Annotated in this window: 11 protein-coding genes; 8 read left to right on the top strand and 3 right to left on the bottom strand. The window is 65.7% G+C overall.

Annotated elements, in window-relative coordinates; genetic code table 11:
* The first annotated feature begins 88 nt into the window (after positions 1 to 88).
* Entirely contained in the window at positions 89 to 2,956 is a 2,868-nt protein-coding gene (locus tag NX782_RS20645) for a bifunctional diguanylate cyclase/phosphodiesterase (RefSeq protein WP_258847367.1), read from the top strand.
* Positions 2,957 to 2,985: 29 nt separating this feature from the next.
* On the opposite strand, the gene budC is transcribed toward NX782_RS20645, so the two are convergent.
* Positions 2,986 to 3,747: a meso-2,3-butanediol dehydrogenase gene (gene budC, locus NX782_RS20640; protein ID WP_258847366.1), complete on the bottom strand. Its 762-nt coding sequence runs from the start codon at positions 3,745 to 3,747 to the stop codon at positions 2,986 to 2,988.
* 83 nt (positions 3,748 to 3,830) lie between these two features.
* Positions 3,831 to 4,595: an exodeoxyribonuclease III gene (gene xth, locus NX782_RS20635; RefSeq protein WP_258847365.1), complete on the bottom strand. Its 765-nt coding sequence runs from the start codon at positions 4,593 to 4,595 to the stop codon at positions 3,831 to 3,833.
* 591 nt (positions 4,596 to 5,186) lie between these two features.
* Here xth and NX782_RS20630 point away from each other — a divergent pair.
* Genes NX782_RS20630 through NX782_RS20620 form a run of 3 tightly spaced genes read left to right on the top strand, consistent with a single transcriptional unit; the run spans position 5,187 to position 6,248 of the window.
* Entirely contained in the window at positions 5,187 to 5,570 is a 384-nt protein-coding gene (locus NX782_RS20630; protein ID WP_258847364.1) for a phiTE_015 family protein, read from the top strand.
* On the top strand, positions 5,570 to 5,773 hold the full coding sequence (locus NX782_RS20625; protein WP_258847363.1) for a DUF1653 domain-containing protein: 204 nt from the start codon (positions 5,570 to 5,572) through the stop codon (positions 5,771 to 5,773). Before NX782_RS20630 ends, NX782_RS20625 begins: the two co-directional genes overlap by 1 nt.
* Before the next feature lie 7 nt (positions 5,774 to 5,780).
* Positions 5,781 to 6,248, top strand: a complete 468-nt coding sequence (locus NX782_RS20620) for a hypothetical protein (protein ID WP_258847362.1) — start codon at positions 5,781 to 5,783, stop codon at positions 6,246 to 6,248.
* A gap of 84 nt (positions 6,249 to 6,332) precedes the next feature.
* On the opposite strand, the gene NX782_RS20615 is transcribed toward NX782_RS20620, so the two are convergent.
* Positions 6,333 to 7,829, bottom strand: coding sequence for a leucyl aminopeptidase (locus NX782_RS20615; protein ID WP_258847361.1), 1,497 nt, complete (start codon positions 7,827 to 7,829; stop codon positions 6,333 to 6,335).
* A gap of 71 nt (positions 7,830 to 7,900) precedes the next feature.
* Between NX782_RS20615 and lptF the strand changes: the two genes are divergently transcribed.
* From lptF to NX782_RS20595, 4 genes are all read left to right on the top strand, one after another.
* Positions 7,901 to 9,049: an LPS export ABC transporter permease LptF gene (lptF, locus tag NX782_RS20610; RefSeq protein ID WP_258847360.1), complete on the top strand. Its 1,149-nt coding sequence runs from the start codon at positions 7,901 to 7,903 to the stop codon at positions 9,047 to 9,049.
* Positions 9,046 to 10,230, top strand: coding sequence for an LPS export ABC transporter permease LptG (lptG, locus tag NX782_RS20605; RefSeq protein WP_258847359.1), 1,185 nt, complete (start codon positions 9,046 to 9,048; stop codon positions 10,228 to 10,230). The genes lptF and lptG overlap by 4 nt, the downstream gene beginning before the upstream one ends.
* A 9-nt stretch (positions 10,231 to 10,239) precedes the next feature.
* Positions 10,240 to 10,611 carry a sirohydrochlorin chelatase gene (locus NX782_RS20600; RefSeq protein ID WP_258847358.1) on the top strand — a complete coding sequence of 124 codons (372 nt, stop codon included), beginning with the start codon at positions 10,240 to 10,242 and terminating at the stop codon, positions 10,609 to 10,611.
* 201 nt (positions 10,612 to 10,812) lie between these two features.
* Positions 10,813 to 13,506, top strand: coding sequence for a DUF4214 domain-containing protein (locus NX782_RS20595; protein WP_258847357.1), 2,694 nt, complete (start codon positions 10,813 to 10,815; stop codon positions 13,504 to 13,506).
* Position 13,507 lies beyond the last annotated feature (1 nt).

Below are 13,507 nucleotides of genomic sequence, written 5' to 3'. Positions count from 1 at the left end.
TTGCCTGTTTGATATTTATCAACTGATTGTTGGTTTATGATTCTCCGGGGAAAGAGGTCCGCCGACGGACCCGGAGACTGGAACAGGGATGGATCGTGTAACGAGCAAACCGGCCATGGTGGCCGAGGCGCTGGCGCTGCTGGCCGCGCCGGCGTGCGCCTGTGACGCAAGGGGAATGATCTGGGCAGCCAATGCGGCGCTCGAGCGGCTGCACGGCGCGCCGGTCGAGGGTTTGCGCTTGCCGGCTTTGTTTTGCGCGCGCAGCATGCCGCAGGCGGCGCATGAGGCCGAGCTGGCGCCGGGCGGCGAACGGCGCTGGCGCGGCCTGCTGGCCGCTGGCGCCCTTGAAGTGCCGGTCGAGGTGCGGGCCCAGCCCTTGCCTGCTGCAGCCGGCATCGCCGGCGCCACCTTCGTGTTCGGCGAATTGCCGGTCACTGGCGAGAGCGTGGAAAGCGCGCGGCTGGAACAGGCCATGGTGCTCGAGCATGCGCCGGTCGGCATCGTCGTCACCCTGCCGCACCTGGTCAAGTCCTGCAATCCGCGCATGGCCCACATGCTGGGCTACGAGCCGGACCAACTGGTCGGGCGCGACCCCTGCGAGTTCTTCCTGTCGCGCCCGCAGTACGAAGCCTTCATGGAAGAGGCGATCCGGGTCCTGACCGCCGGCGAACTGTTCGAAAAGGCCGAGATCCAGCTGCGCCGCATCGACGGCTCGCTGATCTGGTGCCGCATCCGCGCCAAGGCGGTCGACATGACCTCGCGCGAAGCCGGCACGATCTGGATCCTGGAAGACGTCACCGAGACGCGCCAGGTGCTGCGTGAAGTGCAGGCGATTATGACCAACGCTTCGATCGGCATCTTCTTCACCCGCAAGCGCGTGATCACGCGCGCCAACAGCAGTTTCGACCGCATGTTCGGCTATGCGCAAGACGAAGCCATCGGTAGCCTGACGCGCATTTTCTACCCCGACGACCAGGCATTTGCCGACTTCGGCGCTCAGGCCTACGCCGTGCTCGGACAGGGTAAGCCATTCCAGGCCGAGAACACTTTGGTGCGCAAGGACGGCACGCCAATGTGGGCGCGCCTGATCGGCTACGCCATCAACAGCGAAGACCCGGCGCAGGGCACGATCTGGATGATCGAAGACCGCACCCGCCAGAAGCGCGACGAGGAGGCGCTGCGCAACGCCCTGCTGGAAAACCAGGCCATCCTCGACAACGCGGTGCTGGGCATCGCCGTGGTCGAGAACGGCCGCACGCTGCGCTGCAACCGCAAGATGGAAGAGCTGTTCGGCTATCCGGGCGGCGCGATCGACGGCGCCAGCGTGCGCGCGCTGTATCCGGACCTCGAGACCTGGGCGGCCGCGCGCCGCCAGACCCGCTGCGATTTCATGTCGGGCCGGGTGCACATGGCCGAATACCAGCTGGCGCGGCGCGACGGCACGCGTTTCTGGGCGCGCCTGTCGGGACGTCCCTTCGACATGGCCGAGCGCAGCGGCCGCAGTGTGTGGCTGATCGACGACGTCACCGACCAGCGCGAAGCGGCCGACGCCTTGCGCCGCGCGCGCGACGAGCTCGAGGTGCGGGTCGAGGAGCGCACCGCCGAACTGGCCGGCGCCAACCGCCGCCTGCAGGCCGAGATCGTCGAACGCCGCCAGGCCGAGGCGCGGGTCCATCACATGGCCTACCACGATGCGCTGACCGGCCTGCCGAACCGCGCACTGCTGTCGGAGCGCCTGGACCGGGCGATGCTGGCGGCGCGCCGCGACGGCCGCAAGCTGGCGCTGATGTTCATCGACCTGGACCGCTTCAAGACCATCAACGATTCGCTCGGCCACCTCACCGGCGACCACCTGCTGAAGGAAGTCGCGAACCGCCTGTGCCGCGTGGTGCGCGCGGTCGACACCGTGGCGCGCCTGGGCGGCGACGAATTCGTGGTGCTGGTGCCGGGCGTGCGCGGGCTCGAGGAATGCGCGCTGGTCGGCGAGAAGATCATCGCCGCGATGGCCGAGCCGGTGCGCTTCGAGGGCCGCAACCTGCACATCTCGCCGTCGATCGGCATCTGCCTGTACCCGGACGACGGCGAGGACGTGGAATCCCTGATGCGCAAGGCCGACAGCGCGATGTACCACGCCAAGGCATCGGGCCGCAACAACTACCAGTTCTTCGCCGAGAACATGAATGTCGCTGCGGCCCGCCATTTCGAACTCGAGACCAGCCTGCGCGGCGCCCTCGAACGCGGGGAGTTCACGCTGTTCTACCAGCCCATCGTCTGCACCCGCGACCGCCGCGTGCACGGCATGGAGGTGCTGCTGCGCTGGCGCCGTCCCGGCCACGGCCTGGTCGCGCCCGACGATTTCATCCCCATGCTGGAAGAGAACGGCCTGATCGTGGCGGTCGGCGAATGGGTGATCCGCACCGCCTGCGAACAGGCGATGGCCTGGCAGCGCGCCGGCCTGGCGCCGGTGCCGCTGGCGGTGAACCTGTCGGCGCGCCAGTTCATGCACCGCGGCCTGATCGACGCCATCCGGCGCACCCTGGACGAGACCGGCCTTGCCCCATCGATGCTGGAATTCGAGATCACCGAGACCGCACTGATGCAACACGGCCGCCAGACCCTGGAGACGCTGGCGCAGATCTCGAACATGGGCATCCGCCTGTCGATTGACGATTTCGGCACCGGCTATTCGAGCCTGGCCTACCTGAAGCGCTTCCCGGTCCACAAGATCAAGATCGACCGCGCTTTTGTGCGCGACCTCGAAAGCAGCAGCGAGGACCGGGCGATCGTCGCCGCGATCATGGCATTGGCCGGCAGCCTGCAATTGACGGTGGTGGCGGAAGGGGTGGAGACGCAGGCCCAGCTGGCGCTGCTGCGCGAGCATGGCTGCGCGCTGGCGCAGGGCTATCTGTTTGCGAAGCCTGACGAGGCGGGCAGGGCGGCGCAGATGCTGGCTTGAGCAGGCGGGCCGGCCCTGGCTGGACGGGATTACATCGGCGGCTGGCCGTTGGAAGCGGTGACACCCGCATCCACCGGCAGGTTGACGCCGGTGATCAGGCGCGCATCCTCGCTGGCCAGGAAGGCCATCACCGCCGCCACGCCTTCCGGATCCTCGGGCGCGCCGAGCGGCATGCGTTCCTTGAACTTGGCGACCAGTTCGGCATCCTTCAGCATGTCTTCGGTCATGCCGGTCTTGGTGAAGCTGGGATTGACCGCGTTGATCCGCACGCCATCCTTGCCGGCATCCAGCGCCATCGCCCGCACCATGTTGCTGACCGCGCCCTTCGAGGTATTGTAGGCGAAGGTGTTCCAGTCGCCGCCCAGCCCCGAGACGGAGGAGGTCATGACGATCGCGCCGCGCGTTTTCACGAGCTCGGGCATCGCCGCCTTGGCCATGTGGAAGTAGCCGGCGACGTTGACTGCCATGACGCGGGCGAAGTCTTCTTCGCTGGTCTGCATGATGTCGCCTTCGGTCGCCACGCCGGCGTTATTGATCAGCACATGCAGCCCGCCGAAGCGCTCGACGGCCGCCTTGACCGCGGTGGCGGCGGTAGCCTGTTCGGCGGTATCGCCGGCCTGCACCAGCACGCGGTCCTGCGGCAGGCCGGCGGCGGCTTCCTTGAGCCTGGCTTCGTCGATATCGAGCATCACGACGCGCGCGCCTTCATCGAGAAAGCGGCGGGCCGCCGCCAGGCCGATGCCGGACGCGGCGCCGGTGACGATCACGGTCTTGTCTTTGAAACGGTCCATCCTTCCTCCTTCAAAGTCGGCCAATCGGGCCACGACCATAGCACAGGCTTGTAAATCCGGCATTCCAGTGCCGCCGAGCAAGTTCAGTCCAGCGTGGCGATCACCGGGGTGTGATCGGACGGCTGCTCCCACTTGCGCGGTTCGCGGTCGATGGTGCAGGCGGTGCAGCGCTTGGCCAGGCTGCTCGAGAGCAGGATGTGGTCGATGCGCAGGCCGCGGTTGCGGCGGAAGGCCATCATGCGGTAGTCCCACCAGCTGTACTGCTTTTCCGGCTGCTCGAACAGGCGGAAAGCATCCGTCAAGCCCAGCGCGGTCAGCTCGCCCAGCGCGGCGCGCTCCGGTTCCGAGCAGTGGATCGCACCCGCCCATTCGACCGGATCGTAGACGTCGCGGTCGTCCGGCGCGATGTTGTAGTCGCCCAGGATCGCGAAGTCCGGGTGCGCCGCCATCTCTTCCTGGACCCAGGTGCGCAGCGCCGCCAGCCAGGCCATCTTGTAGGCGAACTTGTCGGAGCCGACCGCCTGGCCGTTGACGACGTAGGCGCAGATGATGCGCACGCCCTGCACGGTGGCGGCGATCAGGCGCTGCTGTTCGTCCGGGTAGTGCGGGTTGTTGCGCACCACGTCGGTCAGCGGATGGCGGGACAGGATCGCCACGCCGTTATACGTCTTCTGGCCGGTGAAGGCGACTTCGTAGCCGGCCGCGTTGATGTCGGCGACCGGGAATTTATCGTCGGTGAGCTTGGTTTCCTGGATGCAGAGCACGTCGACCGGGTTGGCGGCGAGCCATTGCAGCAGGTGTGGCAGGCGGACTTTCAGGGAGTTGACATTCCAGGTGGCTATTTTCATTATTCTGAGGATTCCAAAGATCGAGAGCCCTGCATCTTAATGGTTCGTGCGGCAATTGCGAAAGTCTTCGCCACATTCCTGTCGGAATTGCTTACAAATCCTTGTGGTCGCCGCGAGAAACCCTATATAAGCTATTGATTTTGAACAGAACGTGCAGGGAGGAATGCATTTTGCTTAATATCGTCAGCAGTTGGATTGGCAAGGATCGTTGTTTTTCCGAAATGTATTGATCTAAACCGGTGCATTGGTGCAATCATTTATAGAAAAAGCAACCTTGATGTCGTAGAATTATTGCTTGATGAGAAAAATATATTTCTCTGGCCTAGCAAACTCGGCCAAACTGTGACAAGATGTAACAATCGCGGCAGCGAAGGGAACGATTACGTATCTTTTTCCCTTCTAAAAGAAAATATTGCAGTACGCCAATATAACTTGTAGTATTTGCATATTTCTTTGAAGTCAAGTATCTCTTGGCAATTCATTGCTTTTGATAGGGTTGCCTCGGCCGGGCAAGTGTACCGGCGATTGGCAGGTGTGTAACGATCGCGGATCCGAAGCAGGATTTGCACACAGCTTTTGTAAAGGACAGCAATGCGTCAAGCATTCGAAGCATGGGCCCAACGCGATGGCCACATTGTCCGGCGCCGTGAGGACAAGCCGGAAGAGTACCTGGTGTACGAAACCCAGCGCCGCTGGCTGATCTGGCAGGCTGCACTGGCGCATGGCGCCAAGGCGGTCGACGCGCAGCAGGCTACCCAGGCGCAGAAGTTCGCGCCGAGCGAAGACAAGGCCCCGGTCATGCTGGCCGACGAAGCCGCGGTGCGCAACCGCGTGCTGAACGAGGTGCTGGATGCCTTCAGCGAGCTCGACGAGAGCGCCGGTGTCGAAGGCATCGTCCGCGTGATCCAGAGTCTCAAGAAGAAAAGCCAGGCCCAAAGCCAGAGCCAGAGCCGCCAGGTCGAAGAACAGACCTGATGCGCTACCGCCACTACAAGGGCGGGGTGTACGAGCTGGTCTGCGAGGTCGTGCTCGAGGCGGATCGCACCCCGGTGATGGTCTACCGGGGCGAGGACGGGCGCATCTGGGTGCGTCCGAAGGCCGTTTTTTTCGAAACGGTCGAGTTCGGCGGTGCGCAGGTGCCACGCTTTGCGCTCATGTCTGCGGCTGCGCTGCCGTAAACGGCGCATGATCAGATTTCTTCTTTCGACCACGCTCGCCACGGCGCTGGGCATCGGCCTGAGCGCTTGCGTCGGCAGCGGCGGCATCAATGGTATCAACGGCGGCGACTCTCCCGAGCAGCAACTGGAGGTGCACGCCATCCTCGACCACCGCGAAGTCGCCGGCGTCGGCTGCCTGCTGGCGAACGATGTCGGACGCTGGTTCGTGGTCGCGCCGGGGCGCGTGACCGTGACCCGCAGCAGCAAGCCGCTGGCGGTCTACTGCAAGCGCGACGGCGTCGGCAGCGCCGACGAATGGTGGGGCGCGCACTACCGTTCCAACCGCCTGGTCGGCAACATCCTGTTCAGTGCCGGCCTGCGCGACTACGTCGAAGGCAATTACGCCTATGCCCCCACCGTGACCGTCTACATGCGTCCGGCCAGGCCCGGGGAGGGCGGGCGCGATCCTGCCGACCGCGATACGCCGATCTTTTGATCTTGCCGCACCAATAAAAAAGGACGCCGGGGCGTCCTTTTTTCACTCCTTCGAAGCTTGTACGCGCTTAATTAAACACGCTTATTACACGCGATTGAGCAGGAAGGTCGTCAGCAGCGGCACCGGACGGCCGGTCGCGCCTTTCGATGCACCCGATTTCCAGGCGGTGCCGGCGATGTCCAGGTGGGCCCAGGCATAGTTGCGGGTGAAGTTCTCCAGGAAGCAGGCCGCGGTGATCGAGGCGCCGCCCGGGGTGCCGATGTTGGCCAGGTCGGCGAAGTTCGACTTCAGCTGCTCGTTGTACTGCTCGCCGATCGGCAGGCGCCATGCCGGGTCGCCTGCCTGCTTGCCGGCGTCCATCAGCTCGTCGGCCAGCGCGTTGTGCTGGTCGTCGTGGCGGGTGAACAGGCCCGAGGTGTGGTGGCCCAGCGAGACGATGCAGGCGCCGGTCAGGGTCGCGATGTCGACCACGGCGGCCGGCTTGAAGCGCTCGGCGTAGGTCAGGGCGTCGGCCAGGATCAGGCGGCCTTCGGCATCGGTATTCAGGATCTCGATGGTGAGGCCGTTCATCGCGGTGACGATGTCGCCCGGCTTGGTGGCGCGGCCCGACGGCATGTTCTCGCAGGCGGCGACGATGCCGACCACGTTCAGCTTCAGGCCCATCTCGCCGATCGCGCGGAAGGTGCCGAGCACCGAGCCGGCGCCGCACATGTCGTATTTCATCTCGTCCATGCCGGGACCCGGCTTGAGCGAGATGCCGCCGGTGTCGAAGGTGATGCCCTTGCCGACCAGGACCACCGGCGCTTCGTTCTTCCGGCCGCCGTTGTGCTTCAGGACGATGAACTTCGGCGGCTCTTCGCTGCCGCGGGTGACCGACAGGAAGCTGCCCATCTTGAGGGCTTCGAGCTGCTTGCGTTCCAGGATTTCGATGTCGAAGCCATAGTCGGCGCCCAGCTTCTTGGCGGTGTTGGCCAGGTAGGTCGGGGTGCAGACGTTCGGCGACAGGTTACCCAGTTCCTTGGTCAGGTTCATGCCGTTGGCGATGGCTTGCGCCTGGGCCAGCACGGCCTTCACCTGCGGGGTCGCCTGCGGCACGGCGATCGCCAGCTTGCGCACGCCGGCCGGCACCGGGTCCTTCTTGCTCTTTTGCGCATCGGTGCGGAATTCGGCTTCGTTGGCGGCGACCACGATGCTGCGGATCGCCCAGGCCAGGTCGCGTTCTTTCACATTCTCCAGCGGGAATGCGATAATGGCATCTTGTGCACCGAGGGTGGAAAAGGTTTTCAGGGCGGCGCCCACAGCGCTTGCGAAGCTCTTCTCGCTCACGGCTTCATCGGCACCCATGCCGACCAGCAGAACGCGGGCGGCGTTGACGCCGGCCACGCCGCGCAGCAGCAGGGTGGTGCCGGCCTTGCCGGAGATGTCACCCGACTTGACGGCGGCAGCGATCTCGCCGTTCAGGTCGAGGGCTTTGGCCGCCTCCGACAGTTTCTTGTTCTCGAACACAGCGACTGCGATGCAGCCGGATTTGGCTGCGGTCAGCGTGTTTTTTGTGTCGAATGCTTTTATGCTAAAGTCCATTGGGTTCTCCGTTTGTCTATTCGAGGCCGCGACGTTCGCGTTGCTGCCTAACCTGCAATTATAACTATCGAATGATTTTCCGACGCGCCCTACAGCGTGAATTGGCCAGCGTCGCCGGCGCCACCTTCACCGTCCTGTTTTCCATTCTCGTCACCTGGACCCTGATCACCATCCTCGGCCGGGCCGCAGGGGGCAAGGTCGCGTCCGGCGACGTGCTTGCGCTGATCGCTTTTGCGGTGCTGAATTATCTGCCAACTATCCTGATCCTCACCAGCTTTATTTCGGTGCTGGTCGTGATCACGCGCAGCTACCGCGACTCCGAAATGGTCGTCTGGTTCGCCTCCGGGCAGTCGCTCACGCGCTGGATCGCGCCGGTGCTGATGTGCGGCCTGCCGGTCGTGATCCTGGTGGCGGTCCTCTCCATGGTCGCGATTCCCTGGGCCCAGCTCAAGAGCAACGAGTTCACCGAGCGCTTCGAGAAGCGCGAAGACCTGCAGCGCGTGGCACCCGGCCAGTTCCGCGAGTCGGCCGCCGCCGACCGCGTGTTCTTCGTCGAGAGTTCGGCCACGCGTTCCACGACCGTGGTGCAGAACGTCTTCGTCAACACCATCGACCATGGCGTCACCACCACCGTGGTCGCCAAGGAAGGCCAGATCGAACCGGACGGCAAGGGCGGCCAGTACCTGGTGCTGAAGAACGGCCGCCGCTACCAGGGCACGCCGGGCAAGCCGGACTTCCAGTCGATGGAGTTCGAGCGCTATCGCATGCGCGTCGCCACCCAGGCCCCGGTGATGGGCGACCTGAAGGTTGAAGGCCTGTCCACGCCGGCCCTGCTGGCGATGCCGCGCAACCAGTACGCCGACGCCGAGATCCAGTACCGCCTCACCTGGCCGATCATGTGCCTGGTGCTGATGCTGCTGGCGATCCCGCTCGGCTTCGTCAACCCGCGCGCCGGCGCCTCGGCCAACCTGATCCTGGCGCTGCTGATCTTCTTCACCTACCTGAACCTGACGAAGGCCGCCGAGCAGGCCGTCAAGCAGGCCAAGGTCGGCTTCGGCATGGCCTGGTGGCCGCTGCACCTGCTGGTGCTGCTGGCCGCGCTCGCGCTGTTCGCCTGGCGCATGAACATCCACCACCGCTGGCATCCGCTGTTGCTGGCCAATGCCTGGAAGCGCCGTCGCCTGCTGCAAAGCGCCAGCCTGAAGGAGGGCGCGAAATGAAGATCCTCGACCGCTACTTCTTCGTCAACATCGCGCAGGCCGTGGCCTTCGTGCTGGTGGCCTTCCTGGCCCTGGCTGCCTTCATGGACCTGACCGGCGAGCTGCCCTCGGTCGGCAAGGGCGGCTACATGCTGCAGCATGCGCTGCTCTACGTGCTGCTGCTGGTGCCCGGCAACATGTACCGCGTGATGCCGGTGGCCGCGCTGCTCGGCACCATCTACACGATGGCGCAGTTCGCCCAGAGCTCGGAATTCACGATCATGCGCGCCTCGTCGATGTCGACCCGGATGGCCGGCTGGATCCTGTTCAAGATCGGCATCGTGTTCGTCGTGATCACCTTCATCTTCGGCGAGCTGATTACCCCGCGCACGGCGCCGCTGGCCGAGCGCGTGCGCCTGTCGGCCAAGGGCGCGACGGTGTCGGCCGAATTCCGCTCCGGGATGTGGACCAAGGACACCATCCACGAAGGCGGCCCGAAAGGTCCGGTGACCGGTTCGCGCTTCTTCAACGCGCGCCAGATCCGCCCGGACGGCCAGCTGGTCGACGTGCGCCTGTACGAGTTCGACAACAACATGCGCATGCGCGCCCTGATCACGGCCGCCAGCGCCGTCTTCGGCGGCAACCACACCTGGCGCCTGCAGGACGTGACCGAGACCCAGTTCACCAACAGCCGCACCCTGCCGGCACCGGGCACGCCGCTGCCGAACGGCCAGACCATCCAGAACCGCTTCGGCCAGGACACCGCCGGCGTCAGCACGCGCAAGCTGCCGACCCTCGACCTGGAATCCGAGATCACGCCGAAGATCCTGTCGGTGTCGCGCTCGGACCCGGAGCGCATGTCGGCCAACGAACTGGCGGTCTACACGCGCCACCTGGCCGAGAACCGCCAGGAGACGGAGCGCTTCAAGATCGCCTTCTGGCGCAAGCTGGTCGGCCCGCTGTCGATCTTCGTGATGATGGCGCTGGCACTGCCTTTCGGCTATCTGCAGGTGCGCAGCGGCGGGGTCAGCTTCAAGGTCTTCGTCGGCATCATGATCGGCGTGAGCTTCATGTTGATCGATAACCTGTTCTCGCACATCGGCATGCTGTCGATCTGGCCAGCCTTCATGACGGCCATCACGCCCAGCCTGCTGTTCCTGCTACTCGGACTTGGCGCCTTGCGCTGGGTCGAGCGGCATTGAGAGGCACCCATGGAACGTGCACTGATCCTGTTCGCACATGGCGCCAGGGCCGCTTCCTGGGCCGAGCCCTTCCAGCGCCTGCGCGACCTGACCGCGCAACAGCGGCCCGACCTGGCGGTGTCGCTGGCCTTCCTCGAGCTGATGACGCCCAGCCTGCCCGACGAAGCCGCGGCCCTGGTGGCGCGCGGCGTGCGCGAGATCGTCGTCGTGCCCATCTTCCTGGGGCAGGGCGGGCACCTCCTGCGCGACCTGCCGCGCCTGCTGGACGAGCTGCGCGCCGCCCATCCCACGGTCGCGATGTCGACGGTGCCGGCGGTGGGCGAAGACCCGGCGGTCCTGGCCGCGATGGCGGCATACTGCACCGCGGCTTTGCCGATTTGACAGCTTTTAGTGTTCGCTAACTGAGTTGCATTGGATGCAATTCTTCCTGTTAACTTCATTGTTAGCAGGCTAATCTTTTGTTGCTTCTGGGAGATATTTCCGGTCGGAAAGCAATTTCCTCATTGCATTTCGCGTTGCCGTACGGAATCATAGGCATCCATAAGCTGCGCGCCGCGCGTGGCACTTTGCGATGAGCCGACCATGACCACCCCCTCGACCACGATCTACGTCCGCCCGACCTGGGGCAGCACTACCTGGAGCTACGCCGGCACGAGCATGCCGTCCGGTGCCGCTTCGAGCGCCATCACCGCGGTGTCCTTCGACGTCACGACCGCCCTTGGGCAACAGCTGACGCGCGGCCAGCTGCAGTACAGCTTCGACAACGGCAAGAACTGGAACACCTATGCCGCACCGGTCGACGGCCAGGGCAGCTACATCCAGGCGGCCGGCACGGTCTGGCGTTTCCTCGACCGCAGCACCGACAGCTCGAGCCCGAACACCTTCGGCGTCCATTACCAGCTGGCGAACGGCACCGTGGTCACCAGCGACAACACGGTCATCGTCGACAACGCGCCGTCCAGCCTGAGCGGCGAGAACACCACCATGTTCTCGACCCTGCAGGCAGGCGCCGTGGTCGACCAGCTGTCGTCCGTCGACACCGGTTCGCTGACCGGCGGACGCTGGGTGATCGACAGCCAGTCGTCGCCCGGCCTGTTCTCGATTGCCTACAACCCGGCCACCGACACCTCGGCGCGCCTGGTGATCGCCGATGCCGCCCAGTTGCCGGCCAACGGCCTGTCGGCGGCGGTGACCATCCACTACTACGACCGCTACCAGGTCGACGGCAACGGCAACCCGGTCGCCGGCCAGGGCGTCACCCGCACCATGGTCTACACCGTGGAAGACGGCTTCACGAACGACCTGCCGGGCTTCGGCAACGACCTCAAGCTCGGCGCGGCGACCAATGCCTGGAGCGCGAATCCGTCGCTGGCCACGCTGTCGAACGGCGGCCTGGTCGCGGTCTGGCAGGGGGCGGACACCGTCGCGGGCGGCGCCGGCAGCGGCCTGTGGGCCCAGCTGCGCGACGCCGGCGGCGCTGCAACTGGCGCCGCCTTCGCGCTGACTCCGGACGGCGATGCGAAGATCGAAGGCGAGCCGGCGGTGGCGGCACTGTCGGGCGGCCGCTTCGTGGTGGCTTACTCGGTCAACGACGGCGGCGCCACCCGCATCGCCTACCGCGTGGTCGAAGCCAATGGCAGCGCCGGCGTTGAAAAGGTGCTGGACAGCGGCGCCAGCGGCAACGCCGCGATGCCGACCGTCGCCACCCTGGCGGACGGCTCCTTCGTGGTCGGCTGGCGCAGCGGCGGCACGGTCCACGTGCAGCAGGCGGCGGCCGCCGACGGCACCCTGATCGGCACCCAGCAGGTGTACGGCGTGCTGTCCTCGGCCTTCAGCCCGAGCATCGCCGCGCTGAAGCAGGGCGGCTACATGGTGGCCTGGGGCGAGATCAACGACGGCAACGTCTACGCCGCCACCAGCGCCGCCAAGCAGGCCTTCGTCGTCAACGGCGACGGCTACGCGGCCAGCCTGGCCACCGCGGCCCCGCTGCCGCACATGACCACGCTCGCCAACGGCAACGTCGTCGTCGCCTGGGACAGCTATGTCAACGCGCCCTATGGTTTCGCCAGCAGCGACGTGTTCTTCCAGGTCTACGACAGCAGCGGCCACGCGCTGGGCGCCGCGGTGCAGGCCAACATCGAGGGCGGCAGCGGACGCTACGACGCCGCGGTGACGGCTTTGTCGGATGGCGGCTTCGTGGTCGCCTGGCAGTCGCAGACCGGCGATTACGACGGCGCCGGTATCTTCGGCCGCCGCTTCGGTGCCGACGGCAGCGCGGTCGACATGCATGAATTCGAGATCAACCAGATGCGCGCCGGCGACCAGACCAGCCCGGACCTGACGGCGCTGGCCAACGGCGGCTTTGCCGCGGCCTGGGTCGACGATAACCACAGCGGTGGCGTGTCGGTCGAAGCGCGCGTGTTCAACGTGCCGGACGCGGTCGGTGGTCCGGTGCAGGGCGGCAGCCAGTCCTCGGATGCCGGCAGCGCGGTCACCGATCCGGCGCCGGTCGTCACCGCGCCCGTGGTGACTGCCCCGGTCGTGACCACGCCGGTCGTCACCTCACCCGTGGTGACCGCGCCGGTGGTGACTACCCCGGTCGTGAGCACGCCCGTGGCCAGCGCCCCGAGCACGCCGGTGGCGGTCACGCCGAGCGCACCGGCCGTCAATCTGGTCGGCACGGCCGGCAACAATGTGATGGCGGCCAGCGCCGGCGGCGGCACGCTGGACGGCAAAGATGGCATCGACACCGCGGTCTTCGGCGGCCAGCGCGCCGGATTTGCGCTGTCGGGCGACGGCATCACCGTGTCGGTGTTCGACTACCTCAACGGCAGCACGACCAAGCTGACGAATGTCGAGCGTCTGCAGTTCAGCGACAAGAACGTGGCGCTCGACGTGCACGGCAATGCCGGCGAGGCTTATCGCCTGTACCAGGCCGCATTCGACCGTACCCCGGACAAGGCCGGCCTCGGCTTCTGGATCGACTCCATCGACAAGGGCGTGAGCCTGGTGGATGCGGCGCGCGGCTTCGTCAACAGCGCGGAATTCGCCAGCCTGTACGGCGCCAATACGACCGACGCCCAGTACCTGAACGCGGTGTACCAGAACGTGCTGCACCGCGCCCCGGACGCTGCCGGCTACGACTTCTGGCTGCACTCGATCCAGGTCGTGTCGCGTGCGCAGGTGCTGGCCGATTTCAGCGAGAGCGCGGAAAACCAGGCGCAGGTGATCGGCTCCATCGTCAGCGGCATCGAATACACGCCCTGGCACGGCTAAG

This window comes from Massilia norwichensis (assembly GCF_024753245.1).
Taxonomy (GTDB): Bacteria; Pseudomonadota; Gammaproteobacteria; order Burkholderiales; family Burkholderiaceae_D; genus Telluria; species Telluria norwichensis.
This window is presented reverse-complemented; position numbering and strand designations above follow the sequence as displayed.